This window comes from Polynucleobacter sp. 15G-AUS-farblos (genome assembly GCF_018882445.1).
GTDB lineage: Bacteria > Pseudomonadota > Gammaproteobacteria > Burkholderiales > Burkholderiaceae > Polynucleobacter.
Genome location: NZ_JACVOM010000004.1, coordinates 1 through 14,372, shown reverse-complemented (window position 1 = coordinate 14,372; position 14,372 = coordinate 1). Strand labels below are relative to the sequence as shown.

Below are 14,372 nucleotides of genomic sequence, written 5' to 3'. Positions count from 1 at the left end.
TATGAATAGCCCAGTCCTCTTTCTGGTTTTTAATCGGCCCAGCACCACTAAGCAAGTGTTCGCGGCGATTCGGGCTGCACGTCCACCACGTTTATATGTGGCGGCTGATGGCCCACGAGCAGGGCGTAGTGGCGAAGCGCAATTGTGTGAGCAGGTTCGCGCGATTGCTACCGCAGTAGATTGGCCATGCGAAGTCAAAACCCTTTTTCGCGACAGTAATTTGGGTTGCAAGATGGGCGTCTCGAGCGGAATTGATTGGTTCTTTGAGAATGAGCCTGAAGGCATCATCTTAGAAGATGATGTGTTGCCATTACCCAGCTTCTTTCCCTATTGTGATGAGCTCTTAGAGCGTTATCGCCACGATGATTCGGTATGGATGGTGAGTGGTTCTAATCTCATTCCTGGAAAAATACCTTTGGATGAGAGTTATTTCTTTTCGAAAAATGCCTTAATCTGGGGTTGGGCTTCTTGGCGCCGAGCATGGCAGCACTACGATGTGCGAATGCAAGCGTGGCCCAAGCTTAAACAAGAAGGCTGGCTCAAATCCGTGTTTCCAGGCCAACCTCTCTTGGTCTCTCATTGGACCTATTTGTTTGATGAGTTGTACGCAGGCAAACGGGATACTTGGGATTATCAATGTGCTTACACTTGTTGGCGTACCAATAGTGTCACCATTACACCAGCACAAAACTTAACAGAGAACCTCGGATTTGGTGAAGCAGCAACGCATACTTCATCTCAAAAACCTACTTTTTTATTAGAGGCCATTCCTGCAGATTTATCATTTCCCCTGATACATCCAAAGTCACAAGCACCCAATTCCACAGCAGATCTCATGGTGTTTGAGAAAGTACATGGGATTACTTTATTTAAAACTATGAAGCGGTTTTTAAGGCCGCTGAAAAAATTATTGAACCCGGCTTAGTCCCAGAAAAAATATTCATGCCTAAGCTCAAAACTTATCTACTCAGTCACTCAGACTCTATTGGTGGTGGTCCAAGGGCGGCATATCGAACCCACTCTGCCCTGAGAGAAACGGGAGTGGATTCGGTGATGGTGGTCAATCAGGCTGTGATTGGTGACTGGACAGTAAAAGGTCCCAGTAGTGCGCTGGGCAAGCTTAAGGCGAAGCTATATTCAGGCCTAGGCGGAATCATAGGTCGACTGGTTAAGGATGGCAACCCTACGCCACATTCTTTAGCCTGCTTACCTACCAATCGCGCTAAAGACTTTAATAGTGCCCCCGTTGATCTCATGCATCTGCATTGGGTTAATGGCGAGATGCTTTCTATTGCAGATATTGGCAATCTTCGTAAACCTTTAGTTTGGACTTTGCACGATATGTGGGCGTTTTCTGGCGCCGAGCACTATGTTGCTGATGATGGCGCAGCACGCTGGAGATCGGGATACAACTCCAGCAATCGCCCAAAATCCGAGAATGGATTTGATCTCAATGCATGGACTTGGCAGCGCAAGAAAAAAGCGTGGAAGCATTCTCAACCTATTCATATCGTGACCCCGAGTCGTTGGTTAACGGAGTGTGCATCTCAAAGTGCATTAATGCAGGGTTGGCCAATGCATGTAGTGCCTAACCCACTGAACACAGAGGTATGGAAGCCAGTGGATAAGGCCACTGCACGTGAGCTATTGCATTTACCAGCTAAGGCACCCTTACTCATGTTTGGTGCTATTGGTGGCGCAGCTGACCCTCGTAAGGGCTTTGATCTACTTCGTGAGGCGCTTACTTTCCTAAAGAAGGCGCAAGCAAAAGTCCAAGCCATACCCCAAGCCACTCATTCTCCTTTACAGGGTTTGGAGTTGGTCATTTTTGGTCAGCACGCACCGCAAGTGCCAGAAGACTTGGGATTCCCAGTGCATTACATGGGACATGTACATGACGATGTATCTTTACGTTTACTCTACAGCGCAGCTGACGTGATGGTGGTGCCTTCACGTCAAGAGGCATTTGGTCAAACAGCGAGCGAGGCTTTGGCTTGTGGCACCCCTGTAGCGGCTTTTAATGCCACCGGCTTAATGGATGTTCTTGAGCATCAGGTATCCGGATATTTAGCTAAACCTTTTGAAGCAGAAGATTTAGCCATTGGGATTGAGTGGCTTTTTTCTGAATTAGCAAAATCCAATCAACTCAATATTGCTGCCCGTAAAAGAGCGGTAGATGTTTTTAGCTATCCTGTGGTGGCAAAACAGTACGAAGCGATCTATCGCCAAGCGATTGCTGACCAAGCCAACGCTGGATAGTCAGCCGGCAATAAGCTCTTTTGATGTAAATTAATTTAAGAAGGAGCGCAACCAGCGCTTCACAGCTCCACGCCAAGTTGTTTTTGTTTCGCCCTCTTTCCAAGAAGAGGGGCGTGGGATCTTGTGCACATTGGGTGGTTCTGCCCAAAACGATTTGATATCTAAGGTTTTGAGTAGGTGGTTGTATTGGTGATCGGAGACATGCACAAAGGGCAGAAAATGATCAAGCATTAATTTTGCGGTACGCTGGTTCATGAGAATGAAATTAGCACCTCGACTACCGCCATCGCATTGTGGTGTTTTCTCATTGGACTTGAGATATACCGATTTCTCTTTAGTCACAGGTCCTTCGGTGTAATGCAGTCCTAAGATGTCACCATCAAAGACGCAACCCCAATCCTCTGGTAAGTCACTTAAGTACTGTGCAATTTTCTTGGGAACATTGTCATAAAAACAAATATTGTCTTCCATGATGACCGCTAGAGGATGCCGCTTCTCAACTATGTCTTTGAGAATTAAGTAATGCTTATAGGTCACTACCTTTTGACCAATAGTAAGTGTGGGGTTAGAGCAAATCCCCTCTGGTAATGGATCGCCTTTATTAGGAGCTAGTACCCACTGAACATGATCTTGTGGAATCCCAAATAAATCAAATTGACTACGCATAAAAGGCGCACGCATGGCATCGGTGCCATGAATCAAGTAGTACTGAATGAGGGTATTGGTTGACTGCATCTATCTATTATGAAGTAGCGTTTAGCATGGATAGTAACTGCTTCACATCAATTGAGTAATCGAGTTGCCGATTTTGGTGTCTTCCAAAGAGGAAACCATAAGGTTGGCCCAATGCTTTGCTAATCGTGAAATACACACTATTAGGCCATTTAGGTGAGTGCAATTCAATTACATTGCATTCTGTTGGCGCAAAGAGCAGGTGAGCCCCGGCGGCACCATGCGCTAGCACGATGGTTTTAGCATTGCGCATGGTCTCAATCTGCTCTGCCGGAGAGAGAGCACTCATGACAATATGTTCAAAACCTAAAGGTGCCAACACCTTCATCACTTCATCTTCATTGCTCACACGACGGGCGTTGGCATCTTTGCGGGAGATATAGAGCTTTCGGTCGACAGATTTGGATGAAGGTAAAGATCCCAAAATCTTTTGACGCAGCCAGGCCACCGTTTCAGGATGAATGGAGGGTGGTGAAGTAATCGAAGCAAAATACAGTTGCGCTACTTTTGCTGATTTGCCGCCAGTAGTCAGAATGCGATTCGTGATGCCCATCAAGCGTAAAGTGGTTTCTTGAAAAGTATTTAATGGATCTCGTACTAATAACGGTAAATCCCGTAATTGAGGAACAAGATCTAAACACCTGAGTCTAGGTAATACTTCAAAGAGCCAATGAAAGATATTGCCATCATGGGCGCGCAAGGTTAAGTAAATACAAGGCTCTGTAATTTCGATTAAAGGTTCTTCAAGCGTATACCGTTGGATACGTGGCGCTGCAATCTTGCCGGTCTTGAACAGTGAGAGTAGTCTGGAACCAATAGATTGCCGTGGGTAATTGTGGGCATCTGGCCAAGCACCTAATTGATATTGCTTCCAACGTTCATCACCATAGGATTCAGTGAGAGCAAGATGCTTATCTACCAAAACGAGTAGAGCATCATCTTTAACAATACTTGGCCCCAAATTAGCCACTACTGAGCCAGTAATAGTGAGTGGGGCAAGTAAATCTTTGACGGCAAAGCCACCAGTAGAGGCAACATCGTAAAAAAGCTGACCTTCAGGGGTTTCCTTGCCTGGACCCCAATTTGCAGGGCTCAGGCACACCTTGGCATCCTCAAATAGGGCTAAGTAGCTTCTGGGCTTAGAAAAGAGGGTGGCGGGGCTATTTGCCAGCTGGCACCAATCTTTGACGCTGATAAATTCGAAGGTGTTGGTGATCATGAATGTGCTGGGCAATTAGAATGCACCGAAGTGATAGGTCATTTTATACGCTTGGGCTTAAATCACTCGATTTAGCGTTTAAGATCGGCTTTTGCTAAAAATGAGTAAAAATAGTTGGAATTTAGCAAGCCATCATCCCAAACCTAACTTCAGTAAGCCTTAATAACTCCTTAAATCCCTTACCCCCACACTTTGATCACCAGCAATTCCAACTCCCCGCACCATGCTTTGCACTATCGATCGGATATTGATGGATTGCGGGCGGTCGCTGTGCTCATGGTGGTGGCCTTTCATGCCTTTCCGGCATGGTTTCCAGGTGGCTTTATTGGGGTGGATGTTTTCTTTGTCATTTCCGGATATTTGATTTCATCTATCTTGTTTAAAAACTTTGAGGCAGGCACTTTTAGCCTCGCCGATTTTTATATTCGCCGTATACGTAGAATCTTTCCTGCACTGATTGTTGTGCTCGTAGCATCCTTAATTGGTGGTTGGTTCTTTTTCCTATCGGATGAGTATGCGCAGTTAGGTAAGCATGTCGCTGCAGGTGCAGGCTTTGTTTCTAACTTAGTGCTTTGGCATGACAGTAGTTACTTTGATAATGAATCAGCCAGCAAGCCATTACTTCATCTGTGGTCACTCGGTATTGAAGAGCAGTTTTATATCGTCTGGCCGATAGTTCTGATGGTTTTATATCGCTTGGTTGGAAATTCAAAATCAACCGATGTAAGTGATCAAAATTCTGCCAAGAGTTTATCTAGCAACTTATCTAGAGATTTAGGCAAGAAGTTATGGATGGTGATTGGCATTCTTACGGTTCTATCATTCGCACTTAATGTGATATTGATATTGAGCAATCAAGTGGCTGCTTTTTATTCCCCGCTAACGCGGTTCTGGGAGCTTTTGATTGGGGCTTTATTAGCTAACCTGGCTTTGCATCAAGCTAACCGCCTTGAGCGGTGGCGAGCACGGTGGGCAAACCCGATTTCCGTATTAGCAATCATCCTTCTCATTGCCGGGATGTATGTGCTCAATCGCTTTAAGTTATTCCCAGGCTGGTGGGCTCTCATTCCAGTTATAGGAGCATTTTTATTGATTGCGGTAGGTAAGGATGCCTTGATTAATCGCACACTCTTATCGAATCGCTTGATGGTGTGGATAGGTGTGATTAGCTATCCACTCTACCTTTGGCATTGGCCATTACTCTCCTTTGTCCGAATTGTTGAAGGGGATTTTCCGAGACTCAAGGTTGGGGCAGTAATCCTTTCTTTTGTATTGGCTTGGCTTACTTATCGCTTGATTGAAAGCCCTTTGCGTTTTGGTGCCAGGGCTAAAGTAAAGGCGCTCGGTTTAATCGCTGCCATGTGCTTGGTAGGTGCAACAGGGTTTGCCATTTACCAGCAAGATGGTGTTGAGGGCTATGGCATTCGCACAGGTGAGGCTAATGCCTTTGCCAAGTATTTTGAGAACAACCCTCCTGATTGGAATTACTTTACCCAGGCTGATATTTTGAAAAAGTATCGCCATGAATGTAACTTCTATGATTTCAACCCCATTACGCCAAAGTGCTATGAGCCTGATCGCAGCAGCGGGCACGAGCATGATCCCTTGTTGATGATTTGGGGCGACTCAACTGCGCAGATGCTCAGTTACGGCCTGAGTCAAGTCAAGCCAGCAAATTGGCAAATATTACAAGTGGCAACATCAACCTGCCTACCTGATCCCAATGCCAATACCGATTCGTATACGGATTTTTGTCGGCGTTCGAATTGGCGTACGCTAGGAGCGATTGCTCAGTTCAAGCCGGATGTGGTCTTGATATCACAAGAGAGCGGTCAAAATATTCAAACTATGCAGACCATTGCTGAAAAACTCAAGGCAGATGGTGTCAAAAAAGTCATCTTTATGGGACCAGCGCCGCATTGGAAAACCGTTCTGCCTAAATTGATTCTCAGAAAGCTTTGGCAAGACACGCCTGAGCGGACCTGGACTGAAGTTGATCTAAAGTACATCAAAACCAATCAAGAGCTCAAAAGTCAGTGGCCAAAAGATGGCGCAACCCATTATGTGGATCTCATTGAGTTGATGTGTAATGAGCAGGGTTGTTTAACGAGAGTAGGCCCTGATAAGCTCGTTGATATTAGCGCCTTTGATTACGTTCATTTTAGCCCCGCAGCTTCTGAGTATGTAGCGCGCAATTTATTAGAGGAGGTGGTATTTGGTAATGCTAGCCCGAGCACTAAATAGTTTAGTTGGTTAGCCTAGTGAAACACTGCGCTGGTAATGCCTACAGATAGTTCGCGGTCATCATTTGCAATGCCAAGTTTGCTTGGAGTAACTCTGTCTGGAAGTAAAAAATTGACAGTAATAGCTTCAGCTTTCAAATCGCTACTGGTCAAGGGTATATGAATAACATTATTCAAGTTGCTTGTAAGTATTGCCGTTTGATTTAATTTCCCATTTACATAAATATTGACCCTCTGAGTTGGCCAACCAGGCGTTACTAAGGCATTGAGAGTTAAATTAAGTGATTTTGCAGTCTGCAAGGATGTGGAGATTGGAAAGCGAATAGAGGCCCGCCGCCCTTCTGCCCAAACACCCCAGGACTCCTGAGAAGACCAACTAGAAACATCGGGCATTGGTTTTTGCATCCCCATTAGAAAAAGTCTGCAGTTATAGGGGTCCTTGAAGTCAATAATTTCATTAAGTTTAAGTACGGGCGCACCCATTTCTCGATGATTATTTTTAAAGACAGATTCAATTATTTCATCCCCTATTTTGATTTCATAGATGAGCTTATACTGCGGATCTTTAAGGGCATAGTTGGTTGGATTAGCACGGTAATTTGTAATGATGTAATCAGCCTGCTTGAGCTGATTAACAACCAAAATTCTCACACGATCGTTAGGATCTAGGATAATTGCAGAGATATTTAAATCTGAATCACTACCTGCAAAAACAGTGATGGTATTTCTTGGATCTGCCTCAAGAATATATTCAAGTGCCTGTCGATTTGCCAGCCCCCAATAATCTACATCAAACTTAGATTTCCAGTTTTTGCCAACAAGAGCATTAAAATAAACATTTTGCAAAGGATGAGCATGGACCATCCAGTTGGCAGTTAATAACACTGAGACGATTAAAATCACTGTCGAGCTAATGCGCAGCGGGGGATAGGCGCGAAACTTTCGCCAAATGATGATGCAACCTTTAGTAGCCAATAATAGTATGGAGGGGTAGATAAAATATAGATGTCGCCAGCCATCGTAAATAACAGAGTGTAAAAAGATCACTGCTAAAACTGGGCTAGCACACAGCCCCACAAAAATTAGATCTTGCAATTGCTCTTCAGAGGCCCAAAGGGAGAATGGTTTTTTGAGAAATTGAAAAATAGTCGCAAGTGCCCCGATTAAAAATGTGAATAAATAAAGTAGGGGTGTTGTAATGGCAATCCATACAGGCGCATATTCCCATGGTAGCTGGGTAGATCGAATAAATTGCCCCATAAAAAATAATAAGGAATCCGATCTAGTCCATCGAGAAAATGCCTTGAGTGCTTCAAGGAATCGAGGCAATGGTGAAGACCAAAGCCAGGGCCACATTGCCACAATAGCAATTGCAATGGCTATTAGGTACAGCGCCCCCATCTTGCCGATAGCAGACCATAAAATTTCCTTTTTGGTCGCCCTGAGGATCAGAATCGTGAGGGTCACTGCTGGTAAAACGATGCCAGTAATGCGAATGTCAATAACGATTGCCGCAGTAAATGCTGCAAATATCATTGCCCCAAACTGAGGTTTTAAAATAAATTGAATCATGCAATTGGTGGCAATTGCAAATACAGATAAAAATACTAAATCTTTATTGTTATAAAAGGACTCTGCAAAGAAGCGCGGGCTAAGTACAAAAAAAGAAAGGGTTAGTAGACCAATTCTCCAATCGCTAAAGCGCCTCTCAGATAGGCGAAAGATAGCAAAACCTCCCCCTAGTACGATCAAGAAAGTCAAAAGATGGCGAAATTGAAAAATCTCCTTTTCATTCCAGCCCCCACCAATATGAAGTGCGCGCTCAAGTACAACGGAGATAATACCAAACAGGGGGCCAAAGACGCGATCTGGATAGGTTTCAAGCTGGTGGTGCTTAAATCTACTTAGCGTTTCATTATTAATTATTGGAGATAGATGAAGTTTATCCCCAATATAGTTAACTGATACGATACCTGTAGTTCGTTCGATACTTTCATCCCAAGAGATTCCATATTGTTTATATATGGAAATTCCCAGCGCAAACCAACAGAGAAAAAATAAGCTAACACACCATGCTCTAGCTTTGCGATTATGAGAATCAAAAAAGGAGTGGATATCCATTGTGGGTGAGGCCTATGAACGATATATGTCTAGCTTACTGGAATTGAATGGACACAATGCCTATTGCGGGCTCGCGTTCATCTGATGCGGTATTCAGTGTGCCGCCTAAAACTTGTTTAAATTGAGGGCCGAGGATTTTGGTGCTTATCCGATCCGGTAGTCTAAATTCAAGTAGAGCATATTTATCCGTATGCGGTGGAATGGTTACATCAATGGTGTTAAGTTGCTCACCCCCATTTTTCAAAACTACACTCTTTTGGTAAAAGCCATCAACCCAAATATCAACCCTTTGCTGGGGATTTTTTGTATCAATCAGAGCGCGTACTTTGACTATAATAGTTTTGGCGGATGGAGTATTGGCGTTATCAGCAATGCCAGTGGGCAAGGGAACGGCTAGCTTAGCAATTGCACGTGTGGACCAGCGACCCCAAGTATCAGGGTGTGACCAGCCGCAGATAAATTCTATTGGGCGGTCAGCATCCTTAACGCGATTGGAAAAATCGATCGATTGCCCAGGTTCAATGGAGGCCATCCCAAAGTTCGGACGTGGGCGCAGTTGATCGGTATTGAGAACTACTATGCGCTTGGCAAGTGCTTGTACTTGCTCGGGATCAAGATGGCGATACTGAGCATAAGCTTGTAAGCGATCAATTTCTGTAAAACATCTATCTGGCGCGCGGTAGACTTTGCCGGGAGGTGATTGCCCTGAAAAACCATTGATTGTGGGCACTCCTAGATCTTGAGCTAGGATCATTGCATCTAAGCTTGTCATGTAATCCCATTCATTGAGTTTTTGAGTGCTAAATAAAATGGCGTCAGGATCCAAAGAGTTTGGCAATAATGTACGTGCTGTGTCGATCCTTTGCTGCCAGGTGCTAAATGGAGTGGTGGGGATTTGGCAAAATAAAGACTCTGCACAAATTAAGATGGTAACGGCGCCAATGCTCAGATTGCGCTGAATTAATTTTTGCGGTGGTCGTAAGAGGATTTGCAATTGTACATATTGTGCTGCGATTGCAGCTAATATCGATATGGGTAACAACATCACTAGGATTATGCGAGTTACCACGCGAAGTCCATTAATACCTGGCAGCTTGAGCAGATAAGAATAGATAGAGTGATCCGCAATACTGATGGTTGCGATAAAAAGCAAAACAAGGGTGAAGCTGGCAATCTTACCTAAATATTTAATACGCCTACTAGGCTCATCTAGAAACGACAGCTGAGTTTTATTCCACGTAAAGATGAGGCCGCAGATGAGTGCAATGGCTGGACCAATGCCAATAAATAGTTGATGTGGGGCACGCCATGCAATGTTATCCACGCTCGCCCCAACAAAGGCACTGATGCTTGAACGATCAGCAATCAAATAGCTAGTCAAGCGTGGCAGCATACTCAGTATTTCATCTGTACTCCAGCTATAGCCATAATCCTTTGCCACCATAAGGTACTTTAGCAAGAGGGTAGCAATTCCAATTATCGATACAGTGCTAAGTGCAATTCCTATAAATTTAGATCTAGTTTGAGTTATTTGCCAGCTTTTCCAAAGATTACGCAGATAGCCCTTAGGAGATAGGACAAGCTGTGCAATCGCAGTAGCAAGCAATAGATAGACTAAAAAGATGCCTAAATAAATTGAGCAATAAAGTTGCTCAGTAGCCCATAGTAGTGACCAGCCCAATAAGGCTGGCCGATAAAGGTTGCTTACATTACTATCAGAACTCGAAGTTTGGTTTATGTTCCCAATCGCTAACCAAAAATAGTAAAACGATAAAGGGATGGCAAAACGGTAAATGAGTTGAGCATGATCAGGCTCGCCTAAAGTAGGCAAGCTTGAGGCAAATAAAAAAGCACCAACTCCAGATGCTAGCGCTGAAAAAGATAGGCGTCGCAGAACCCAGTATGCCGAGAGAAAATTAAGAGCACAACCAATGGCAATCCATAGAGCCATGGCCATCTCTCGACCAAAGCCTAGTAGGCGCCAAGGAACGTAAAAAATTACGGAGCCAAAGTGGTTGTCACTAAAAGCGAATACATTTTCAAAAGGGTAAAAAAATGGCGCGTTCCATAGGGAAGGCCAGCGACCTAAGAGCCAACTATAAACATGCTCTAAAAAAATACTGTTTAACCGTGGGTCTACTAAATCCCCGGAGATAGCCGTAAACCAGCCTAAAGACCGTAGGCTTACCCCAATAAAACTAGCTGCAAAAAAAAGACTAAAAATCTTCCAATCAGAAAGTCTCCGCTTTTGTAACGCCAAGCTCCGAGAGGTATTAAACAAGGTTGTCTCTAACATAAGAACTTTATTTTAGGTGAATAAGCAAACTAGCTATCTATTTGAGAGATTTGCCCAGTTCTTCAGTGTCATAAAGGTGTTTAAAAGGGCTTGATGGATGATATTTGGGCGGAATGATTTTTGATCTGTAATAATATAAATAGGCCAGTCATGCCCTTTAATTTACTGGGGTATAAATCGCATTTCAATTTTTTGGATTTTCTTGAGTGACACAGATTACCGATATTCATAGAGCCGAAACTTTTGAACCACGGCCATTTATTGGTGAATTGGAAAGTATTAGGGGGCTTGCTGCATTGTTGGTAGTCCTATTTCATGCTCCCGGATGGAATACTGGTAAAGAATATATCGGCATAATTCAAAAGGGCTATTTGATGGTAGATCTATTCTTTGTTATTTCAGGTTTTCTGATTTACAAAGCGTATGGGTTGCACTTAAAAACTGGGGCAAGCGTATGGCGTTTTCAGTTTTTACGTTGGGCTCGCTTGTACCCAGTGCATTTAATTTTCCTACTCTTTTTTTTAGGCGCAGTTGCTACTCCTTGGCAGGAGATGAAAACAGCTTTCTTTGAGCATCTTTTTTTGGTGCAAGCTATTGGCCCTACTGGAAATGCCATCACCTTAAATTACCCAGCCTGGTCTATTAGTGTCGAGTTTTATACTTACTTGTTGTTTGCTTTAATTATTTATTGGGGTGAACGTGCATGCTCAGATCAATCCAGGCGAGGGCGTCACAGTCTAGTAATGTTCGGCTTGATAGCTTTGATATCTTGGGGCTTGCTATTTTTTAACGAACTACATGGTTTTCGAGATTTATTACGCTGCCTTGCTGGCTTTTTGATTGGATGCCTCGCTTCCGCACTTTCCAATACCATTCGAGTCCATTATAAAAAGTGGCAATGTCCTCGTGCGCTTGCCCCACTTCTATTTATAGCCATTGGAATTTATCTAGAGTGGTGCCCCAGTGGTGATCATGTCTATGAATCATTTATTTATCTTCTGACCGCTGGCCTGATATTGGCTATTGAATTTTCAAGCGCAAGTTGGTTTCAAAAGATTTTATTGAGTAGGCCGCTGCTTTGGTTGGGCGAGATTTCATACTCTTTATATATGGCGCAATTAGCCTGTATTTTTTTATGCGAAGAATTTCTGAGAAGATTACACGGCTACTCTTCTTTATATAGAATCCTGGAGAAAACCTCTGGTATTAATTTAGCTTTTCCTAGTAGTTTTGTTGACGGACTAATTAAATATGGATTCTTTTTTATACTGCTATTAGTTGTGAGTAGCTTGACTTATTACGGGATTGAGAAACCGTGCCGTGAACTATCGAGAAGATGGATACGTCGACCTAAGTTAATTACCCCTTAGATTATTCCCATTTCTCATTTACCGCTATATATCAACCAAAACTCTTTTTAAATGCACTAAAAAGAGGATAAGTGCTGATATTAGCGTTGGCATTTTTTTGCTTCTAAGGGCGTATCAAAAATCTCAGGCCTTAGTAATTCTATAATTACACAATTAATTGGGATTATTCATAAATGAAAGATGCAGTATGGGCATTCTAAAGCACCTGATACTCAGCTCCAAGATATTTTACTTTTTGGTATTTGGGACTGCTGCTTTCATTTTGATGCGTAATAGTGCCCTATATCCAAGTATTTTTGCTGATGAATATACCTATAGCACGAGTGCGCGACTGATGCCCATAGCGCAGTCCCCAATTGCAAATTATCTTTATTTATTAATCTATCGCTTAACTAATTTTTGCGGAGATGGTTTTTTATCCTGCGCACGCATTCTCAATACGCTTTTCTTTATTCTTGCCTGCCCTTTCATTTATCAAACAGCTAAAAGGGTTTGTAGTAAATCATTAGCCAGGTATATAACTATTCTTGCTTTGGTTGGACCGATCAATATATATACGGCAAACTTTATGCCAGAAGCAATGTACTTTTTTGCTTTTTGGGCATTTGCATGGTTTGCACTGAGCTTAAATAGTGACTCACGAATTTCATCATGGTTAGGGGTTGGGACACTAATCGGCTTATGCATGCTTATTAAGCCTCATGGGGTGTTTCTACTCATTCCTACAATCTTTTATTTAATAATTTTATTTAGAGGCCAAGAATTATTTCGCTGGAGTAAATTTGCATATTCTTTTCTGGCCATCTGCATTGGGGCCTTGATTATTAAAATGACACTTGGGTATTTAATTGCTGGTGCTACTGGTTTAAGCTTATTAGGGCATCTTTACTCAGCTACAACCATGCATTTTGCGAGTGCAGCAACAGCTGGTCTTGGCGATTCAATCCAATTAAGCGGTATTTCAACAGCTAGCTTATCCAGTCAGAGTGACAGCATCTCCTTAATTCCGAAGTGGGCTAATGGGTTTTCGAGTTTAATGTATTTTTGGTTAGTAAATTTACGAGGACACATTTTGGGCCTATCTCTTTTATATGGGATTCCCTTGCTCATTATTTTTCAGTCTCTTAGCGTTGGCGCACGTAAAAATCCAAGTTTGTGTATACAGAGAAGATATGCGTGGTTCGCCTTTATTTTTGTGGCATCACTTTTATTATTTTCAAGCTTATATTCGGGATTCATTAGCCTAAGTTATGGCGGTGAAATCCTGCGTATACATATGCGTTATTACAATTTTTCCTTTCCACTTCTTTTAATGGTTTTACCAGCAGTCATAGCAACAGATACGAAAATTTTTTTCACCAATAAATCAGGTTGGATTGGTTTATGCCTATGGGGCTTGATGGTTCTATTAGTTTTATGGGCTGGATGGAAATCTATGGCTCCCTATATGCCTTCGGCAATTGATGCGCCTGAAGTAAGAGGTGTGATTCAGTGGGACTGGTTATTTTATATAGTCTTTGGATTGGCTCTAGCGTCATTAGCCTTGTGGCCTAAATTTAAATCAGGATCTGCGCTGTTATTTTTATGGGCGATTGCTCCGATTCTGCTTATTGCAGGATCGTTTGCTACTAATCAAAATATTTTTCAGCGTACTGTTGCTGATCAATATGATCGGGCTGGATTAGCAATAAAGCAAATTTTGAATAAAGAGGAGCTATCCCAATTAGTGGTGGTTGGAGATAACCCCATTGAATTATCTAGAGTGTTATTTTATTTGAATGCACCTGACGCTTCATTGCAGGTTATTTCCGGTGATGCAGTTTATGAGAAAAATATGCTTCCAAAGGAGAAACATTGGGTTCTACTGATGGATAAACATTTGATGTCCGCTGATATTCAAAATCAAATCCATTTCAATGGCTTTACATTAGGCGGTGGCACAGGTGTAATTAAGGTTGACTTTAGCGGGAAGATATTGGATCTAAGGAATGTGAAATTAATTCAAGGCCTCTACCTGCCCCCAGAGTCTTGGGGTACTTGGTCGATTGGTAAAGAGGTTAGCCTAGTATTTATGCAGGCCCTTCCAGAGCAATTTGCCTTGACTCTTGAGGCACGAGCATTTGGGCCCAATA

At 42.9% G+C, this 14,372-nt stretch carries 9 protein-coding genes; 5 read left to right on the top strand and 4 right to left on the bottom strand.

All coding sequences use genetic code 11. The features are described from left to right. The first annotated feature begins 1 nt into the window (after position 1). Together ICN41_RS07005 and ICN41_RS07000 are read left to right on the top strand one after the other, a co-directional pair. A complete protein-coding gene (locus ICN41_RS07005; protein ID WP_216292244.1) occupies positions 2-925 on the top strand; it encodes a glycosyltransferase family 2 protein in 924 nt (307 codons plus the stop codon). Between the two features lie 17 nt (positions 926-942). Continuing rightward, positions 943-2,259 carry a glycosyltransferase gene (locus ICN41_RS07000; RefSeq protein WP_216292243.1) on the top strand — a complete coding sequence of 439 codons (1,317 nt, stop codon included), beginning with the start codon at positions 943-945 and terminating at the stop codon, positions 2,257-2,259. A gap of 30 nt (positions 2,260-2,289) precedes the next feature. On the opposite strand, the gene ICN41_RS06995 is transcribed toward ICN41_RS07000, so the two are convergent. Both ICN41_RS06995 and ICN41_RS06990 read right to left on the bottom strand, forming a co-directional pair. Next, on the bottom strand, positions 2,290-2,994 hold the full coding sequence (locus ICN41_RS06995) for a hypothetical protein (RefSeq protein ID WP_216292242.1): 705 nt from the start codon (positions 2,992-2,994) through the stop codon (positions 2,290-2,292). Between the two features lie 7 nt (positions 2,995-3,001). Beyond that, entirely contained in the window at positions 3,002-4,210 is a 1,209-nt protein-coding gene (locus tag ICN41_RS06990) for a DUF563 domain-containing protein (protein ID WP_216292241.1), read from the bottom strand. Between the two features lie 192 nt (positions 4,211-4,402). Here ICN41_RS06990 and ICN41_RS06985 point away from each other — a divergent pair, with 192 nt between their 5' ends. After that, on the top strand, positions 4,403-6,454 hold the full coding sequence (locus ICN41_RS06985; protein ID WP_216292240.1) for an acyltransferase family protein: 2,052 nt from the start codon (positions 4,403-4,405) through the stop codon (positions 6,452-6,454). Between the two features lie 14 nt (positions 6,455-6,468). On the opposite strand, the gene ICN41_RS06980 is transcribed toward ICN41_RS06985, so the two are convergent. Continuing rightward, on the bottom strand, positions 6,469-8,574 hold the full coding sequence (locus ICN41_RS06980; protein ID WP_216292239.1) for a glycosyltransferase family 39 protein: 2,106 nt from the start codon (positions 8,572-8,574) through the stop codon (positions 6,469-6,471). A gap of 34 nt (positions 8,575-8,608) precedes the next feature. Then, on the bottom strand, positions 8,609-10,525 hold the full coding sequence (locus ICN41_RS06975; protein ID WP_216292238.1) for a hypothetical protein: 1,917 nt from the start codon (positions 10,523-10,525) through the stop codon (positions 8,609-8,611). A gap of 551 nt (positions 10,526-11,076) precedes the next feature. On the opposite strand from ICN41_RS06975, the gene ICN41_RS06970 reads away from it, so the two are divergent. Together ICN41_RS06970 and ICN41_RS06965 are read left to right on the top strand one after the other, a co-directional pair. Further along, positions 11,077-12,240, top strand: a complete 1,164-nt coding sequence (locus tag ICN41_RS06970) for an acyltransferase (RefSeq protein ID WP_216292237.1) — start codon at positions 11,077-11,079, stop codon at positions 12,238-12,240. A 157-nt stretch (positions 12,241-12,397) separates the two neighbouring features. Then, on the top strand, positions 12,398-14,372 hold a 1,975-nt coding region (locus ICN41_RS06965), incomplete at its 3' end, for a glycosyltransferase family 39 protein (RefSeq protein WP_216292236.1).

Coding starts and splice junctions, on each gene's coding strand:
- ICN41_RS06990 (WP_216292241.1), bottom strand. CDS start 4,210: ATGATCACCAACACCTTCGAATTTATCAGCGTCAAAGATTGGTGCCAG.
- ICN41_RS06995 (WP_216292242.1), bottom strand. CDS start 2,994: ATGCAGTCAACCAATACCCTCATTCAGTACTACTTGATTCATGGCACC.
- ICN41_RS06975 (WP_216292238.1), bottom strand. CDS start 10,525: ATGGCTCTATGGATTGCCATTGGTTGTGCTCTTAATTTTCTCTCGGCA.
- ICN41_RS07005 (WP_216292244.1), top strand. CDS start 2: ATGAATAGCCCAGTCCTCTTTCTGGTTTTTAATCGGCCCAGCACCACT.
- ICN41_RS06980 (WP_216292239.1), bottom strand. CDS start 8,574: ATGGATATCCACTCCTTTTTTGATTCTCATAATCGCAAAGCTAGAGCA.
- ICN41_RS07000 (WP_216292243.1), top strand. CDS start 943: ATGCCTAAGCTCAAAACTTATCTACTCAGTCACTCAGACTCTATTGGT.